The organism is Pararhizobium arenae (assembly GCF_001931685.1).
GTDB classification, from domain to species: Bacteria; Pseudomonadota; Alphaproteobacteria; order Rhizobiales; family Rhizobiaceae; genus Pararhizobium; species Pararhizobium arenae.
In genome coordinates this window covers 100,317-113,989 of record NZ_MOOY01000009.1, presented here as the reverse complement: position 1 = coordinate 113,989, position 13,673 = coordinate 100,317, and the positions used below count along the sequence as shown (strand labels likewise).

Genomic DNA, 13,673 nt, shown 5'->3' with positions numbered 1-13,673 from the left:
ATGAGCGAAGAACAGGAAACCGGCACCGAAATCGTCCACGACGATGCCCGTCACGCGATGAAGATGGCCAAGAAGAAGACGGCCCGCGACAAGATCATGGCAACCAAGACCGATCAAAAAGGTCTTGTGATCGTCAACACCGGCAAGGGCAAGGGCAAGTCGACCGCCGGCTTCGGCATGATCTTCCGCCACATTGCCCACGGCATGCCCTGCGCTGTCGTGCAGTTCATCAAGGGCGCCTGGGAAACCGGCGAGCGCGACCTGATCGAAAAGCATTTCGGCGATGTCTGCCAGTTCTACACGCTGGGCGAGGGCTTTACCTGGGAAACCCAGGACCGTGCCCGTGACGTCGCGATGGCTGAAAAAGCGTGGGCGAAGGCCAAGGAACTCATTCTCGACGAGCGCAATTCCATGGTCCTGCTCGACGAGATCAACATTGCATTGCGCTACGACTACATCGATGTGGCGGAAGTCGTGCGCTTCCTCACGGAAGAAAAGCCCTACATGACCCATGTCGTGCTGACCGGGCGCAACGCCAAGGAAGAGCTGATCGAGTTTGCTGACCTCGTCACCGAGATGGAATTGATCAAGCATCCCTTCCGCTCCGGTATCAAGGGGCAGAAGGGTGTCGAATTTTAATCTGACCTTCTACAATCCGAGCCAGATCCGGATGGGATGGCTCGGGTCGGCCAGCAGTCGGGCTGCCAGCGCCAGCGACGTGATCACCAGCAGCGGCTTGATGATCTTCGCGCCCGACTTCATCGCAAAGCGCGAGCCGACCTGCGCCCCGGCAAACTGGCCAACGCCCATGACGATGCCAACCTTCCAGAGCACGACGCCATAGGCGATGAACACGCCGAACGCGCCGAGGTTCGAGCCGAAGTTTAGGAACTTCGTATGTGCCGTCGCCTTCAACACGCCGTAGCCGGCAAGCGACACGAAGGCCAGCATGAAGAACGAGCCGGTTCCCGGCCCGAACACGCCGTCGTAAAAGCCGATCGCCGGCACCAGCGTCAGCGAAAACAGAAACGGCGTCATTCGGCTGTGGCGATCGAGATCGCTGATGCTTGGTTTGAAAGCGAAATATAGAGCTATCGAGACAAGCAAAAACGGCAGGACAACCTTGAGCACATCGCCCGGCACGATGGTCGCCAGCAGCGCGCCGAACACCGAGCCGAGTGCTGCCATCAGCACCATCGGCAACTGGCTCTTCAGGTTGACGTGGCCGCCGCGCGCATAGGCGATGCTGGCGGAACCGGAGCCGAACAGGGACTGCAGCTTGTTGGTACCGAGCGCTTCCAGCGGGGGAATGCCCGCAAGCAGCATGGCCGGAATGGTGATCATGCCGCCGCCGCCGGCTATCGAATCGATGAAACCGGCGAGAAAGGCAGCAAGAAACAGGAAGAAAAGGATGTGGTAGGTCAGTTCGAGCACGGGGGAGACTCTGCAGGGCAAAAGGGACGTCGTGCTTTGGCAGATATCGCCTTGAGATGCAAAGCATTGGCGATCACGTTTCCTCCGGGTTAGATATTTGGAGAGACATGCTTTTTCGCCCATGCCGCTGTTGTCACGGGATATGGCGCAATCCGGTTTGACCCTGCCGGGGCAAGGGGGTAAAACCGAGAGATATGCGATAGCGTCCGCCCGGCGGACCGGAAAGATGTCCGATGTGGCCGACCTTGAAGGAGGGGCTTTGCATCGGGGCTGTCGGGGCGGTTGAGACTTTCCATTCGCTTCGCAAATCCCGGACGCGTCGTTGACTGATGTCGTGGGGGAGCGCGTGAATGGCAGGGCAGATAAACAACCGACGCTCGTCGCGGCTTGTTCTCGGGCTCGGCTGTGAGCGCGGCACGGATACCTCAGAAGTGATTTCCCTTGCCGAAGATGCCCTGAAGCGTTGCGGCCGTTCTGCCGGCGACGTCGTGCTTGTGACATCGATCGATAAGCGTGCCAGTGAGCCGGCCGTGATGGAGGCTGCCCGGCATTTCGGCGTGCCTCTGCACGTCTTCCCCGCGTCTTTGCTTGAGACTCTGACCCCCCGTCTTGCCACTCCGTCCGCCATCGTTTTCGCCCACACCGGCTGCCACGGCGTTGCCGAAGCTGCGGCGCTGGCGGGTGGCGGGCAAGGGGCGGAGTTGATCGTTCCGAAGCTGAAATCGCAGAATGCAACGGTGGCAATAGCTGAGTCATATCAAGTGCTTGCCGGTCGGCGTTCAGATTTTGAATCGACAACTTCAGAAATCGATTCAAGCGCATCGCCGCTTCTGGCGGAGCCACGGTCATGAACGGTCTCTTCCAGTCTCTTCCGACGATCGATAAGGGCAGCGTCTGGCTCGTCGGCGCCGGTCCCGGCGATCCCGGCCTCCTTACGCTGCATGCCGCCCATGCGCTCAGCCATGCGGATGTCATCGTGCATGACGCTCTCGTGAACGAGGATTGCCTGAAGCTCGCAAGGTCCCGTGCGGTGCTCGAATTCGCCGGCAAGCGCGGCGGCAAACCCTCGCCGAAGCAACGCGACATCTCGTTGCGTCTGGTGGAACTCGCGCGCCAAGGCAAACGTGTGCTGCGGCTGAAGGGCGGGGATCCCTTTGTCTTCGGCCGTGGCGGTGAAGAGGCTCTTACTCTGGTGGAGCATGCCATCCCCTTCCGCATCGTTCCGGGCATAACGGCCGGCATCGGCGGCCTTGCCTATGCCGGCATCCCGGTGACCCATCGCGAGGTCAATCACGCCGTCACCTTTCTCACCGGCCACGATTCCTCCGGTCTTGTGCCGGACCGGATCGATTGGGAGGGCGTGTCGCGCGGCTCGCCAGTGATCGTGATGTATATGGCGATGAAACATATCGGCCAGATCGCGCGCAACCTAATCGCCGCCGGCCGTCGCGTCGATGAGCCCGTCGCCTTCGTCTGCAACGCCGCGACTTCCCATCAGCAGGTTTTGGAAACAACGCTTGCAACGGCGGAAGCAGACGCTCGGGCAGCCGGGATCGAGCCGCCGGCGATCGTCGTTGTCGGTGAGGTCATCCGTTTGCGGCCCGCCCTCGATTGGCTCGGTGCCCTTGAAGGCCGGGTGCTGACGAGCAACGGCGTGGACGGCCGTTTCCTGAAGGACCCGGCGTGAGTGGCATCCTGATCGCAGCGCCGGCCTCCGGTTCCGGCAAGACAACGGTGACGCTCGGCCTGTTGCGCGCGCTTCGCCGGCGCGGGGTTGCGCTGTCGCCGGGAAAGGCGGGGCCTGATTACATCGATCCCGCCTTCCATGCCGCAGCTTCCGGCGAAACCTGCTTTAACTACGATCCCTGGGCCATGCGCCCATCCTTGCTGATGTCTCAGGCTGGCCGTGCCGGGGATAAAACGCTTGTCGTCGAGGCCATGATGGGCTTGCACGATGCCGCGATGGATGGGCGTGGCTCGCCGGCGGATCTGGCTGCCATTCTCGGTCTGCCGGTCATTTTCGTGGTGGATTGTGCGAAGATGGCCCATTCGGTCGCCGCGCTCGTGCGAGGATATGCCATTCACCGCAATGACATCCGCGTGGCTGGCGTTATCCTCAACAAGGTCGGAAGCGACCGCCATGCCGCCATGCTGCGCGGCGCTCTGGACGCCATCGGCATGCCGGTTCTCGGTGTTCTGTCGCGCGATCCAAGGCTCGCCATGCCCGAACGCCACCTTGGTCTGGTTCAGGCGCAGGAACATGCTGCGCTGGACGGCTTCATCGAAGGCGCCGCCGCGCTTGTCGAAGCCGGTATCGATATCGACGCCGTCATCGCAACCGCAAAAACAGCCGGGGGCGGCCATGCGGGGGAGGTTGCGACCATCCCCCCACTGGGTCAGACGATCGCCGTCGCGAAGGATATCGCGTTCTCTTTTGCCTACCCTCATCTTCTGGAAGGTTGGCGTCGGCAGGGTGCGGAGATTTCCTTCTTTTCGCCGCTTGCCGACGAGGCGCCATCAACGGATGCCGACGCGGTCTATCTTCCCGGGGGGTATCCGGAGCTTCACGCGGGCACGCTTTCTGCTGCGACCGAATTCCGCTCAAGCATGGATGCCGCACGTCAACGCGGCACCCGGATTTTCGGGGAGTGCGGCGGCTATATGGTTCTCGGCGAAGGGCTTGTCGCGGCCGATGGCGGTCGCTACGAAATGCTCGGTTTCCTGCCGCTGGAAACCAGCTTCCTCGAACGTCGCCGCCATCTCGGCTACAGACGGGCGGAGCCGCTGGACGACCTGTTTTTTCAAGGCCCCCTGATGACGCACGAGTTCCATTACGCCACGATCCTGTCGGAGGGGACAGCCGACCGCCTCTTTGCCGCAACGGATGCGGCCGGTAATGCACTGGGTAAATTGGGGCTGCGTCGCGGGCAGGTGGCCGGCTCCTTCCTGCATCTGATCGACCGGGGTGAAGCGTGAGCCTTCCGCCGATCATTCACGGTGGCGGCATTACCGAAGCCGCGCAACGATACGGCGGTTCTCCGGCGGACTGGCTCGATCTGTCCACCGGCATCAATCCCAATCCCGTTGTCTTGCCGGATATTCCGCAATCGGCCTGGCACCGCCTGCCGGACCGCCATCTTCTCGATACAGCCAGCGAGGCTGCACGCGATTATTATGGCAGCGGCGCAACGTTGCCGCTTGCCGTGCCGGGAACGCAGTCGGTGATCCAGCTTCTGCCGCGCCTGCTGCCTGCGGGCAGCCCTGTTGCAATTCTCGGCCCGACCTATGGCGAATATGCTCGCGTCCTTCGCGCCGCCGGCCACGTCGTCGATGAAATTTCCGATCTCGATGCGGTTTCCGCACAGCATGGCCTCGTGATCGTCGTCAATCCCAACAACCCCACGGGCAGGCTGATTGATCGAGAGGCACTGGCGGATCTGGCCACGCAGCTTTCGGCGCGGGGCGCAGTTCTGCTGGTGGACGAAGCGTTCGCCGACACTTCGCCGGAAAGCAGCGTTGCCCGGTTCGTGGACATGAACGACAATCTGATCGTCTTCCGCTCTTTCGGCAAATTCTTCGGCCTCGCCGGCCTGCGCCTCGGCTTGGTGATCGCGTCGCAGGATGTGCGCGCGTTGTTTCGCGAGTGGCTCGGACCCTGGGCTGTTTCCGGGCCTGCGCTCGTGATCGCCTCGCATCTGATGATGCAGGATATGAGCCCTACCCGCGCGCTCATTGCCCGGCGAAGCCGCGCACTCCAGGGCGTATTGCGCGATGCAGGGCTTGCCATCATTGGCGGAACGCCGCTTTTCGCCTTGGTCGAGCATGGAGATGCTGCTGCTCTTCACGCCGCGCTCTGCCGGCAGCATGTCCTGACACGCAGGTTCGACTATGCCCCGACCTGGCTTCGCATCGGGCTGACACCAGACGGCGCCGGTGATGCGCGTCTGGCGCAAGCGTTGCAAGAGGCCCTGTGCGAAATCGGTAGGGCAGCATGAGCGAACTGCTAATGATCCTTGCCGCCGGCATCCTGCTAGACCGGTTTGTCGGCGACCCTGACTGGCTCTGGCGGCGTTTCCCACATCCAGTCGTTCTGTTTGGCCATGCCATCAGCTGGTTTGATGCGACGCTCAACCGCAACCGCTATACCGACTATCAGCGCCGCATGGCGGGCGTCGCCACCATCCTCTTCCTTCTGGCCGCAAGCCTGCTGGTCGGGGCAGGTCTTCATCATGCCCTGATGTCGCTTGGTCCTCTTGGCTGGCTTGTGGAAGTCGTTCTGGTTGCCGTCTTCCTTGCCCAGAAAAGCCTGTCTGATCATGTGATCCGTGTGGCTCAGGGGTTGCGGAAGGATGGCCTCGCCGGTGGCCGGCGGGCTGTGTCGATGATTGTCGGCCGTGATCCCGAAACGCTCGATGAGCCTGCGGTCTGCCGCGCAGCGATTGAAAGCCTTGCGGAAAACTTCTCCGACGGCGTCGTCGCCCCCGCCTTCTGGTATGCGCTGTTCGGTTTGCCGGGCCTGCTGGCCTACAAGATGCTCAACACCGCCGATTCGATGATCGGTCACAAGAGCCCCAGATATCTTGCCTTCGGTTGGGCATCCGCCCGGCTGGACGATTTCGCCAATCTGCCGGCAGCGCGTCTTTCCGCGTTGCTGGTCGCAATCGGCGCATGGGCTCGCTTTGGCCGTCACCGTGCGCGAAATGCGCTCGATATCGCCTTCCGCGATCATGGCCTGCACCGCTCGCCCAATTCCGGCTGGCCGGAGGCGGCCATGGCGGGTGCACTCGATATCCAGCTGGCCGGCCCTCGGATCTATGCGGGTGCAAGGGTGGATGAACCCATGATCAACGGTGCCGGGCGCCCTGTGGCCACGCTGCTCGACATCGAGGATGGCGTAACGGTTTTCCATGGGGCGGGGGCGGCTCTTCTTGGCCTTGTTCTGGTGTGTGCTGCATTCCTGTTTGTCCTGTAGACTGCGGCGGCGTTGCCCAATCTATTAATGCCTCGTTTGCCAATCGGCTTAAGTCTCTGTCATTCTGATTTCTGTATAGGTCTCAACTATACTGTTCCATGTGGAGCACAGTATAGGAGAGGGACCCGAAATGCGCCGCGTTGTTATGGCCGCCTTGGCCGTTCTGTTTATTCCGTTTTATTCCGCCACGGCATCCGCCGCCAATCTTGTTGCCAAAATCAGTCTGTCGCAGCAGGAAATGACCGTCACCCAGAACGGTATCGTTCGTTACCGCTGGAAGGTTTCGACCGCGCGAAAGGGCTACGTCACGCCGCAGGGCAGCTGGAGCGCTAAATGGCTTTCCAAAAACCATCGCTCGCGCAAGTACGACAATGCGCCGATGCCCTACGCGGTCTTTTTCAACGGTGGCTATGCCGTGCATGCGACCTTTGACCTGAAGCGCCTCGGCCGCCCGGCTTCGCATGGCTGCGTTCGCCTGCACCCCGACAATGCCGCCGCGCTTTTTGCCATGACCCGTCAGGCCGGGCTCCAGAACACCCGCATCGTCATTGCTCGCTGAATTCCCGGGAGTTTGGTCGTTTTGGCAACACCGTTGCCAAAACGGAAACTCTATGCTTGCAACCCCATTGGCTTTTGCGCGTCATTTACCTATAGGTTCGCCCAAACACGGATTCTAAAGAGGTTACGGGCGTGACAGCTACATTCGACAAGGTTGCCGACATCATCGCAGAGACCAGCGAGATCGATCGCGAGACGATCACGCCGGAAAGCCATACGATCGATGATCTCGGCATCGATAGCCTCGATTTCCTCGACATCGTCTTTGCGATCGACAAGGAATTCGGCATCAAGATCCCGCTCGAGCAGTGGACCCAGGAAGTCAACGAAGGCAAAGCCTCGACCGAGGAATACTTCGTTCTGAAAAACCTCTGCGCCAAGATCGACGATCTGCGCGCCGCCAAGGCCTGATCGGCCAAAGGCACGGTTTGAACCAATCGATGCCGCCTGTCGCGTGTTGCGCTTGACAGGCGGCATTTGCGTTTTTACTTGACGGCAGTGATCACGCCTAACGCGCGCCAGTTTTGTTTTCGAAAAAGCTGTCGTCGGCCGGACCCGCAGTGGGTGCGGCACCATCAAGTTGGACCTAGATGCTTCTTGAATATTTCCAGATGATCGACCGCGTCGAGACGGTGGATCTTTCGGCCCGCACCTTGACCGCCCGTTCGGTCGTGCCGGCGAAGAGCCCGGTCTTCGAGGGACATTTTCCCGGCTATCCGATCGTCCCCGGCGTGCTGTTGATTGAAACCATGGCGCAGGCGTGTGGCTTCCTGGTCCTCGCCGCAACCGATTTTGCCGCCATGCCGCTCTTGATGTCCGTCGACAGCGCCAAGATGCGCGCCTTCGTCGAGCCGGAAGCGGTGCTCGATATCGAGGCGTTTCTGGAACATGACGGTTCGGGCTTTGCCGTCGTGAAGGCCAAGATCACATCGGCTGGCAAAAAAATCTGCGATGCGCAGTTGAAGTTGCGTACCATTCCCTTCGATCAGGTGCCGCTCGGCCCGATCGTCAAGAAGCGCGCGGGCGAGGTGGGTCTGTTCGAGGCCCTGTCCGCACGGCCACAGGAGTAGCCATGTCCCCGGTCAAGCCGAAATCTCCAAACGACGTCGTCATCACCGGCGTCGGTATAGTCACCAGTCAGGGTGTCGGCATCGAGCCGCATGTCGCGCTTCTAAGCGCTGACAAGGCGCCGGACGTGATCGTGGAGACAGAGCGTTTCGCCCCGTATCCCGTGCATCCCCTGCCGGCCATCGACTGGTCGCAGCAGATCGCCAAGCGCGGTGACCAGCGTCAGATGGAAAACTGGCAGCGCCTCGGCGTCTTCTCCGCCGGCCTCGCGCTCGACGATGCCGGCCTCAAGGATGACCTCGAAGCCTGCGGCAGCATGGATATGATCGTCGCTGCCGGCGGCGGCGAGCGCGATATCAATGTCGATTCGCTCATCGTCGACGAGGCTCTGAAGCGCAACGACCGCGAACAGCTCCTGAACGAGAAGCTGACGACCGAGCTTCGCCCGACGCTGTTCCTCGCCCAGCTTTCCAACCTGCTCGCCGGCAATATCTCGATCGTCCACAAGGTCACCGGTTCGTCGCGTACCTTCATGGGCGAGGAAGGGGCCGGCATCTCGGCCATCGAGACCGCCTTCGCCCGCATCAAGGCCGGCCAGTCGACCCACACGCTGGTCGGTGGCGCGTTTTCTGCCGAGCGGCTGGACATGATCCTCCTCATCGAAGCCATCCAGGGCCATGCGCTGGATGGCTGGAGCCCGATCTGGTCGCGGCCCGAAAGCGGCGGCATGATCCTCGGCTCGGTCGGCGCCTTCCTTGTGCTGGAATCGCGCGAACATGCCGAAGCGCGCAATGCGCGCATCTACGCGACCATCGACGATATTGGCGGCGATCGCGGCAAGCGCGACGACGGCAAGCTCGAAGCACGCCTTGAAACGCTCGCGGCCAAGGCCGCCGATGCTGCCGATACCGTCGTTTTCTCCGGCACCACCGGCTTCCCGGACCTCGCGGCCCGTGAAAAGGCGTTTGTGGAGGCGAAGCTGCCGAAGGCGGCATTGCGCGGCTATAGTGGCCTCGTTGGTCATGGCCTTGAGGCCCAGTTCCCGCTCGGTCTTGCCTTTGCGGCGCTGACGCTCGGTTCGGGTGCCAAGGTGCCGCCCTTTGATCCGGCGGAAAAATCGCTTGCGAGCCAGCCGAAAACGGCTGTCGTCACCACCATCGGTCACGCACGCGGCGAAGGTGTCGCCGTGCTTTCTGCGGAATAAGGAGCGACTGCCATGAGCGACGCTTACAAGGATCATCTCGGCCGCCCGATCATCGCCGTCACCGGCATGGGTGTCATTACCTCGCTGGGGCAGGGGGTTCAGGACAACTGGTCGGCCCTGACCTCGGGCACATCCGGCATCCACAAGATCACTCGTTTCCCAACCGAAGGCCTGTCGACGAAGATCTCGGGCACCGTCGATTTCATCGAGCTGCCGGCGGCAAACGCCGTCGAGCGCTCCTACGCCATGGCCCGCGAAACGACGCTGGAGGCTCTGGCGCAGGCCGGCATGTCCGGTGATTTCAACGGCCCGCTGTTCCTCGCGGCCCCGCCGATCGAGCCGGAATGGAGTGCCCGTTTCGAACTTGCCGATCGTTCCGGCCCGTCCGAAAAGCCGGGCGATGCCTATAACCGCTTCCTTGCCGCCATGCGCGAGCGTCCCGATCCGGTCTTCCACGAAGCTGTCATGTTCGGCTCGATCTCCGAACGACTGTCCGACCGCTTCGGCACCCGCGGCTTGCCTGTCACGCTGTCGACGGCCTGCGCCTCCGGTGCCACGGCCATCCAGCTTGGCGTCGAAGCGATCCGTCAGGGCCGCACCGACCGGGCGCTGACCGTCGCGACCGATGGGTCCGTCAGTGCGGAAGCCCTGATCCGCTTTGCTCTGCTTTCGGCGCTTTCCACCCAGAACGACCCGCCGGAGAAGGCGTCTAAGCCCTTTACCAAGGACCGTGACGGCTTCGTCATTGCGGAAGGTGCTGCAACCCTCGTTCTCGAATCGCTCGAAGCTGCAGTCGCACGTGGCGCCCGCGTCTACGGCATCCTCAAGGGTTGCGGCGAGAAGGCCGATCTCTTCCACCGCACACGATCTTCGCCGGACGGCGGCCCTGCGATCGCGACGATCCGCGCGGCGCTGGCTGATGCCGGTATCGACGAGGCAGGCATCGGTTACATCAACGCCCACGGCACTTCGACGCCGGAAAACGACAAGATGGAGTACCTCTCCATGTCGGCCGTCTTCGGCGAAAAGCTGCCGTCGATCCCGGTGTCGTCCAACAAGTCGATGATCGGCCATACGCTGACCGCCGCTGGCGCTGTCGAGGCGGTGTTCTCGCTGCAGACCATGCTGACAGGCACCCTGCCGCCGACCATCAACTACCAGAATCCCGATCCGGCCATCGTGCTCGATGTCGTACCGAACGTGAAGCGCGACAGCCAGGTTACCGGTGTCCTGTCGAACTCCTTCGGTTTCGGCGGCCAGAACGCCAGCCTTGTCATGACCGCGGAACCGGCATAGACAGCCTCTTGATTTTGAGGTGAGGGGTCCTCTGGCTTGTCCCGAGGACCTGCTGACGTCCCTCTAAGACCGCTGGTAGATGCTCGGGACAAGCCCGGGTATGACGACGATCCGCATAAAGAAAGAACCGAACATCATGCGCGCCCTGCAACTGCTCGATGACCGCAAGCTTGAAATCACCGATCTGCCGGAGCCGGACGCCCCTGGCCCAGGCGAGGTGACGCTGCGCGTCAAGGCCGTTGCCCTCAACCATATTGACGTCTGGGGCTGGCGCGGCATGGCATTCGCCAAGCGCAAAATGCCGCTGGTCATCGGTGCGGAAGCCTCGGGTGTGGTCGAGAGCATTGGCCCGGGCGTTGCCAATGTTCTGCCCGGTCAGCTCGTCTCGGTCTATGGCGCCCGTACCTGCGGCCTTTGCCGTCCCTGCCGCGAAGGCCGCGACAATCTCTGCGAACATGTCGGTGGCGTGCACGGCTTCCATCTGGATGGCTTCGCCCAGGAGAAGATCAATCTGCCGGCGCGCCTGCTGGTGCCCGCCCCTCCGGGCATCGATGCTGTCGCTGCAGCGCTCGCGCCGGTCACCTTTGGCACCGTCGAGCATATGTTGTTCGACAACGCCAAGCTCGAGCCCGGCGAAACCATCCTCGTCCATGCCGGCGGGTCCGGCATCGGCACGGCGGCGATCCAGCTTGCCAAGAAGATCGGCTGCACCGTCATCACCACGGTTGGATCCGATGACAAGATCGAGCGCGCCAAGGCGCTCGGCGCCGATCACGTCATCAACTATCGCACGGATCGCTTCGAAGGTGTGGTGCGCAAGCTCACCAAGAAGAAGGGTGTCGATGTCGTCTTCGAGCACGTCGGCAAGGATACCTGGGCGGGTTCCATGCTCTCTATGAAACGTGGCGGACGCCTCGTCACCTGCGGCTCGACCTCGGGTGTCTCCACCGACATGAACCTCATGATGCTGTTCCAGCAGCAGTTGAAGCTCTTCGGTTCCTTCGGCTGCCGCATGGAAAACATGGCAAACGCCATGCAGAAGATGGCGCGGGGCCTCGTGTATCCGGTCATCGACACCGAGGTGAGTTTCTCGGATATCGACCGCGCCTTGGAGCGCATGGAATCGCGCCAGGTCTTCGGCAAGATCATCCTGCGCGTGGATTGATCCCTGTGAAGATGCTGCTCACCCGACTGGTGCTTGCCGCGCGCAATGCGCGGCAATGGCTTCTGGCGCAGATAGCATTTCTGCCGCTCCAGGTTCTGAAGCTGTTGCCGGCGGATGCGGCCCTGAATTTCGCAGATCGTTTCGCTCGCTTCGTCGGCCCGAAGACGTCGCGTCACAAGCTGATGTCGACGAACCTGCGCAATGCTTTTCCGAACAAGAGCGAGCCGGAACTTCTCGATATCGCGATGGAAAGCTGGGGCGGCATGGGCCGCATGGCGGCGGAATACGTCTTTCTTGACAAGCTGTTCGATTTCGATCCGGAACAGGGCAAACCTGGTCGTGTGGAAGTGTCCGGCATTCCGTTGTTCGTCGAGTTGCGCGACAATCCGCGTCCCTTTATCGTCTTTACCGCCCATAGCGGCAATTTCGAAATGCTGCCGGTGGCCGGCGCGGCGTTCGGTCTTGATGTCACCGTGCTGTTTCGCCCGCCCAACAACCCTTACATCGCGCAGAAGGTGTTCGAGTTTCGCCGTGCCCGCATGGGCAATCTCGTGCCGTCGCATGCCGGTTCGTCGTTCACCTTGGCCCGCCAGCTTGAGCGCGGCAAAGCCGTCGGTGTCCTTGTCGATCAGAAATTCAACAAGGGCCTGAGCACGTCGTTCTTCGGTCAGGACGTCAAGACCAATCCGCTGGTCGCCAAGCTTGTTCGCCAGTTCGACTGCGATGTTTACCCGGCGCGCTGCATCCGTCTGCCGGGAAACCGTTACCGGCTGGAACTTGAACCGGCGATCGAGGTTCCGCGCCGCGCCGATGGAGGCGTCGATGTGCAGGGCATGGCCCAGCTTCTGAACAACACCGTGGAGCGCTGGGTGCGGGAATATCCCGGCCAGTGGCTCTGGTACCACGATCGCTGGAACATCAAGCGCCAGTTGAAGGATTGAGATATCCCGGGCGTACCATTTCGGCACATTGCGGCCTTGCGTTGTGTTCGGCACCAGTTCAACTTTGCCCACATTGGTTGTGATTCCCGACAGCACTAGCGCGCCTTCATCGGCGCGTGTCTCAGATGTGTAACATCGGAATTACCTAATTTATTTCTGCGGTAACGTTTCAGGTCGAAGCGCCGGTGTTGAACGCACCCCTGTCGCGTGTAAACTGCTACTTATTGCTGAGGGGTCAACTGCTTCGTTCATGTCGGAGCAGGGCAAATTTTTAAAGTGTAGAGGCCGCTGGGATGGTATTTACCGGGGCGGCGATGGGGTGGACAATTGAAATCGCTTATAGAGCTTTTCTGGTTCAAATACGCTCAGTTGCAACAGGCGGCACGCGCTGGTGACGATCTGGTGATGGAGATACTGGGGCAGGAGATCGATCCGGTCCTGACATCGATCTATGAGGAAGTCGCCACGACAGTATCCGATGCTAGGCTGCAATTTGAGTTCGTGCTCGATCTTATCCAGAAGGAAGTGGACGACACGTCCAGCGTATTGCGCCAGCGCGAAGCTTTGTCTCGTCTTGCCGACCGCTATTTCGGTACCGAGGGATACACCGCATTGCAGGCGCATCCCGTCACGGTACCGTCCATTCGAAAGGCGCGCATGGACGAAGGCTTTCTCAACGAGGCCATCCTGGATTGCATGCCGGACCGGATCGCGGTGATTACGCCGGACTATCGCTATCTCTATACGAACCCCGCCAATGCCGAGCGGCTTGAAGAGCGTCCGATGGATCTCGTCGGCCGCCATGTCGTGGAATTCGTGGGCCTCCAGCGCTTTGAGAAAAGGGTCAAGCCCAATCTCGACAAATGCTTCCAGGGTGAGAACGTCGATTACACCTTCGCCAAGGAGATGGACAGTCGCACGGTTGTCGTGCGTTGCCGCATGACGCCATGTCGCTCCAGCACCGGCAAGATCATCGGCGCGATTCTCATCCTTCAGGAAATCGCAGACAGGCGGCGTTCGATCGCCGCCTGAGTG

Annotated in this window: 15 protein-coding genes; 14 read left to right on the top strand and 1 reads right to left on the bottom strand. The window is 61.4% G+C overall.

Translation table 11 applies throughout. From position 1 onward, the window contains the following. Complete coding sequence (cobO, locus tag BLX89_RS19850) at nucleotides 1–639, top strand: cob(I)yrinic acid a,c-diamide adenosyltransferase (RefSeq protein WP_075292701.1); 639 nt, start codon at nucleotides 1–3, stop codon at nucleotides 637–639. A 9-nt stretch (nucleotides 640–648) separates the two neighbouring features. Here the strand turns inward: cobO and BLX89_RS19845 are convergent, their stop codons facing one another. Next, complete coding sequence (locus BLX89_RS19845) at nucleotides 649–1,557, bottom strand: TSUP family transporter (protein WP_425348623.1); 909 nt, start codon at nucleotides 1,555–1,557, stop codon at nucleotides 649–651. 227 nt (nucleotides 1,558–1,784) lie between these two features. Between BLX89_RS19845 and BLX89_RS19840 the strand changes: the two genes are divergently transcribed. From BLX89_RS19840 to BLX89_RS19780, 13 genes are all read left to right on the top strand, one after another. Beyond that, a complete protein-coding gene (locus BLX89_RS19840; RefSeq protein ID WP_075292699.1) occupies nucleotides 1,785–2,285 on the top strand; it encodes a cobalamin biosynthesis protein in 501 nt (166 codons plus the stop codon). Continuing rightward, nucleotides 2,282–3,121: a uroporphyrinogen-III C-methyltransferase gene (gene cobA, locus BLX89_RS19835; RefSeq protein WP_075292698.1), complete on the top strand. Its 840-nt coding sequence runs from the start codon at nucleotides 2,282–2,284 to the stop codon at nucleotides 3,119–3,121. The genes BLX89_RS19840 and cobA overlap by 4 nt, the downstream gene beginning before the upstream one ends. Continuing rightward, entirely contained in the window at nucleotides 3,118–4,410 is a 1,293-nt protein-coding gene (locus BLX89_RS19830; protein ID WP_075292697.1) for a cobyrinic acid a,c-diamide synthase CobB, read from the top strand. The genes cobA and BLX89_RS19830 overlap by 4 nt, the downstream gene beginning before the upstream one ends. Continuing rightward, on the top strand, nucleotides 4,407–5,429 hold the full coding sequence (gene cobD / locus BLX89_RS19825; protein WP_075292696.1) for a threonine-phosphate decarboxylase CobD: 1,023 nt from the start codon (nucleotides 4,407–4,409) through the stop codon (nucleotides 5,427–5,429). The genes BLX89_RS19830 and cobD overlap by 4 nt, the downstream gene beginning before the upstream one ends. Next, a complete protein-coding gene (gene cbiB, locus BLX89_RS19820) occupies nucleotides 5,426–6,406 on the top strand; it encodes an adenosylcobinamide-phosphate synthase CbiB (RefSeq protein ID WP_075292695.1) in 981 nt (326 codons plus the stop codon). Before cobD ends, cbiB begins: the two co-directional genes overlap by 4 nt. Before the next feature lie 130 nt (nucleotides 6,407–6,536). Further along, nucleotides 6,537–6,965 (top strand): L,D-transpeptidase, encoded by a 429-nt coding sequence (locus BLX89_RS19815; protein WP_075292694.1) that lies wholly within the window; start codon nucleotides 6,537–6,539, stop codon nucleotides 6,963–6,965. Between the two features lie 131 nt (nucleotides 6,966–7,096). Further along, nucleotides 7,097–7,375: an acyl carrier protein gene (locus tag BLX89_RS19810; protein WP_075292693.1), complete on the top strand. Its 279-nt coding sequence runs from the start codon at nucleotides 7,097–7,099 to the stop codon at nucleotides 7,373–7,375. A 179-nt stretch (nucleotides 7,376–7,554) separates the two neighbouring features. Then, nucleotides 7,555–8,034, top strand: coding sequence for a 3-hydroxyacyl-ACP dehydratase FabZ family protein (locus tag BLX89_RS19805; protein WP_075292692.1), 480 nt, complete (start codon nucleotides 7,555–7,557; stop codon nucleotides 8,032–8,034). A 2-nt stretch (nucleotides 8,035–8,036) separates the two neighbouring features. Further along, on the top strand, nucleotides 8,037–9,236 hold the full coding sequence (locus BLX89_RS19800) for a beta-ketoacyl-ACP synthase (RefSeq protein ID WP_075292691.1): 1,200 nt from the start codon (nucleotides 8,037–8,039) through the stop codon (nucleotides 9,234–9,236). Nucleotides 9,237–9,248: 12 nt separating this feature from the next. Next, nucleotides 9,249–10,532, top strand: coding sequence for a beta-ketoacyl-ACP synthase (locus BLX89_RS19795; protein ID WP_075292690.1), 1,284 nt, complete (start codon nucleotides 9,249–9,251; stop codon nucleotides 10,530–10,532). Between the two features lie 136 nt (nucleotides 10,533–10,668). Continuing rightward, entirely contained in the window at nucleotides 10,669–11,697 is a 1,029-nt protein-coding gene (locus tag BLX89_RS19790; RefSeq protein WP_075292801.1) for a zinc-binding dehydrogenase, read from the top strand. Between the two features lie 11 nt (nucleotides 11,698–11,708). Continuing rightward, a complete protein-coding gene (locus BLX89_RS19785; RefSeq protein WP_075292689.1) occupies nucleotides 11,709–12,638 on the top strand; it encodes a lipid A biosynthesis lauroyl acyltransferase in 930 nt (309 codons plus the stop codon). A gap of 327 nt (nucleotides 12,639–12,965) precedes the next feature. Continuing rightward, nucleotides 12,966–13,670 carry a PAS domain-containing protein gene (locus tag BLX89_RS19780; protein WP_075292688.1) on the top strand — a complete coding sequence of 235 codons (705 nt, stop codon included), beginning with the start codon at nucleotides 12,966–12,968 and terminating at the stop codon, nucleotides 13,668–13,670. The last annotated feature ends 3 nt before the right edge of the window (nucleotides 13,671–13,673 follow it).

Excerpts from the sequence above, each read along its gene's own strand:
- cobO (WP_075292701.1), top strand. The coding sequence starts at position 1 with ATGAGCGAAGAACAGGAAACCGGCACCGAAATCGTCCACGACGATGCC.
- BLX89_RS19845 (WP_425348623.1), bottom strand. The coding sequence starts at position 1,557 with ATGGGCGAAAAAGCATGTCTCTCCAAATATCTAACCCGGAGGAAACGT.
- BLX89_RS19840 (WP_075292699.1), top strand. The coding sequence starts at position 1,785 with ATGGCAGGGCAGATAAACAACCGACGCTCGTCGCGGCTTGTTCTCGGG.
- cobA (WP_075292698.1), top strand. The coding sequence starts at position 2,282 with ATGAACGGTCTCTTCCAGTCTCTTCCGACGATCGATAAGGGCAGCGTC.
- cbiB (WP_075292695.1), top strand. The coding sequence starts at position 5,426 with ATGAGCGAACTGCTAATGATCCTTGCCGCCGGCATCCTGCTAGACCGG.
- BLX89_RS19815 (WP_075292694.1), top strand. The coding sequence starts at position 6,537 with ATGCGCCGCGTTGTTATGGCCGCCTTGGCCGTTCTGTTTATTCCGTTT.
- BLX89_RS19805 (WP_075292692.1), top strand. The coding sequence starts at position 7,555 with ATGCTTCTTGAATATTTCCAGATGATCGACCGCGTCGAGACGGTGGAT.
- BLX89_RS19800 (WP_075292691.1), top strand. The coding sequence starts at position 8,037 with ATGTCCCCGGTCAAGCCGAAATCTCCAAACGACGTCGTCATCACCGGC.
- BLX89_RS19795 (WP_075292690.1), top strand. The coding sequence starts at position 9,249 with ATGAGCGACGCTTACAAGGATCATCTCGGCCGCCCGATCATCGCCGTC.
- BLX89_RS19790 (WP_075292801.1), top strand. The coding sequence starts at position 10,669 with ATGCGCGCCCTGCAACTGCTCGATGACCGCAAGCTTGAAATCACCGAT.
- BLX89_RS19785 (WP_075292689.1), top strand. The coding sequence starts at position 11,709 with ATGCTGCTCACCCGACTGGTGCTTGCCGCGCGCAATGCGCGGCAATGG.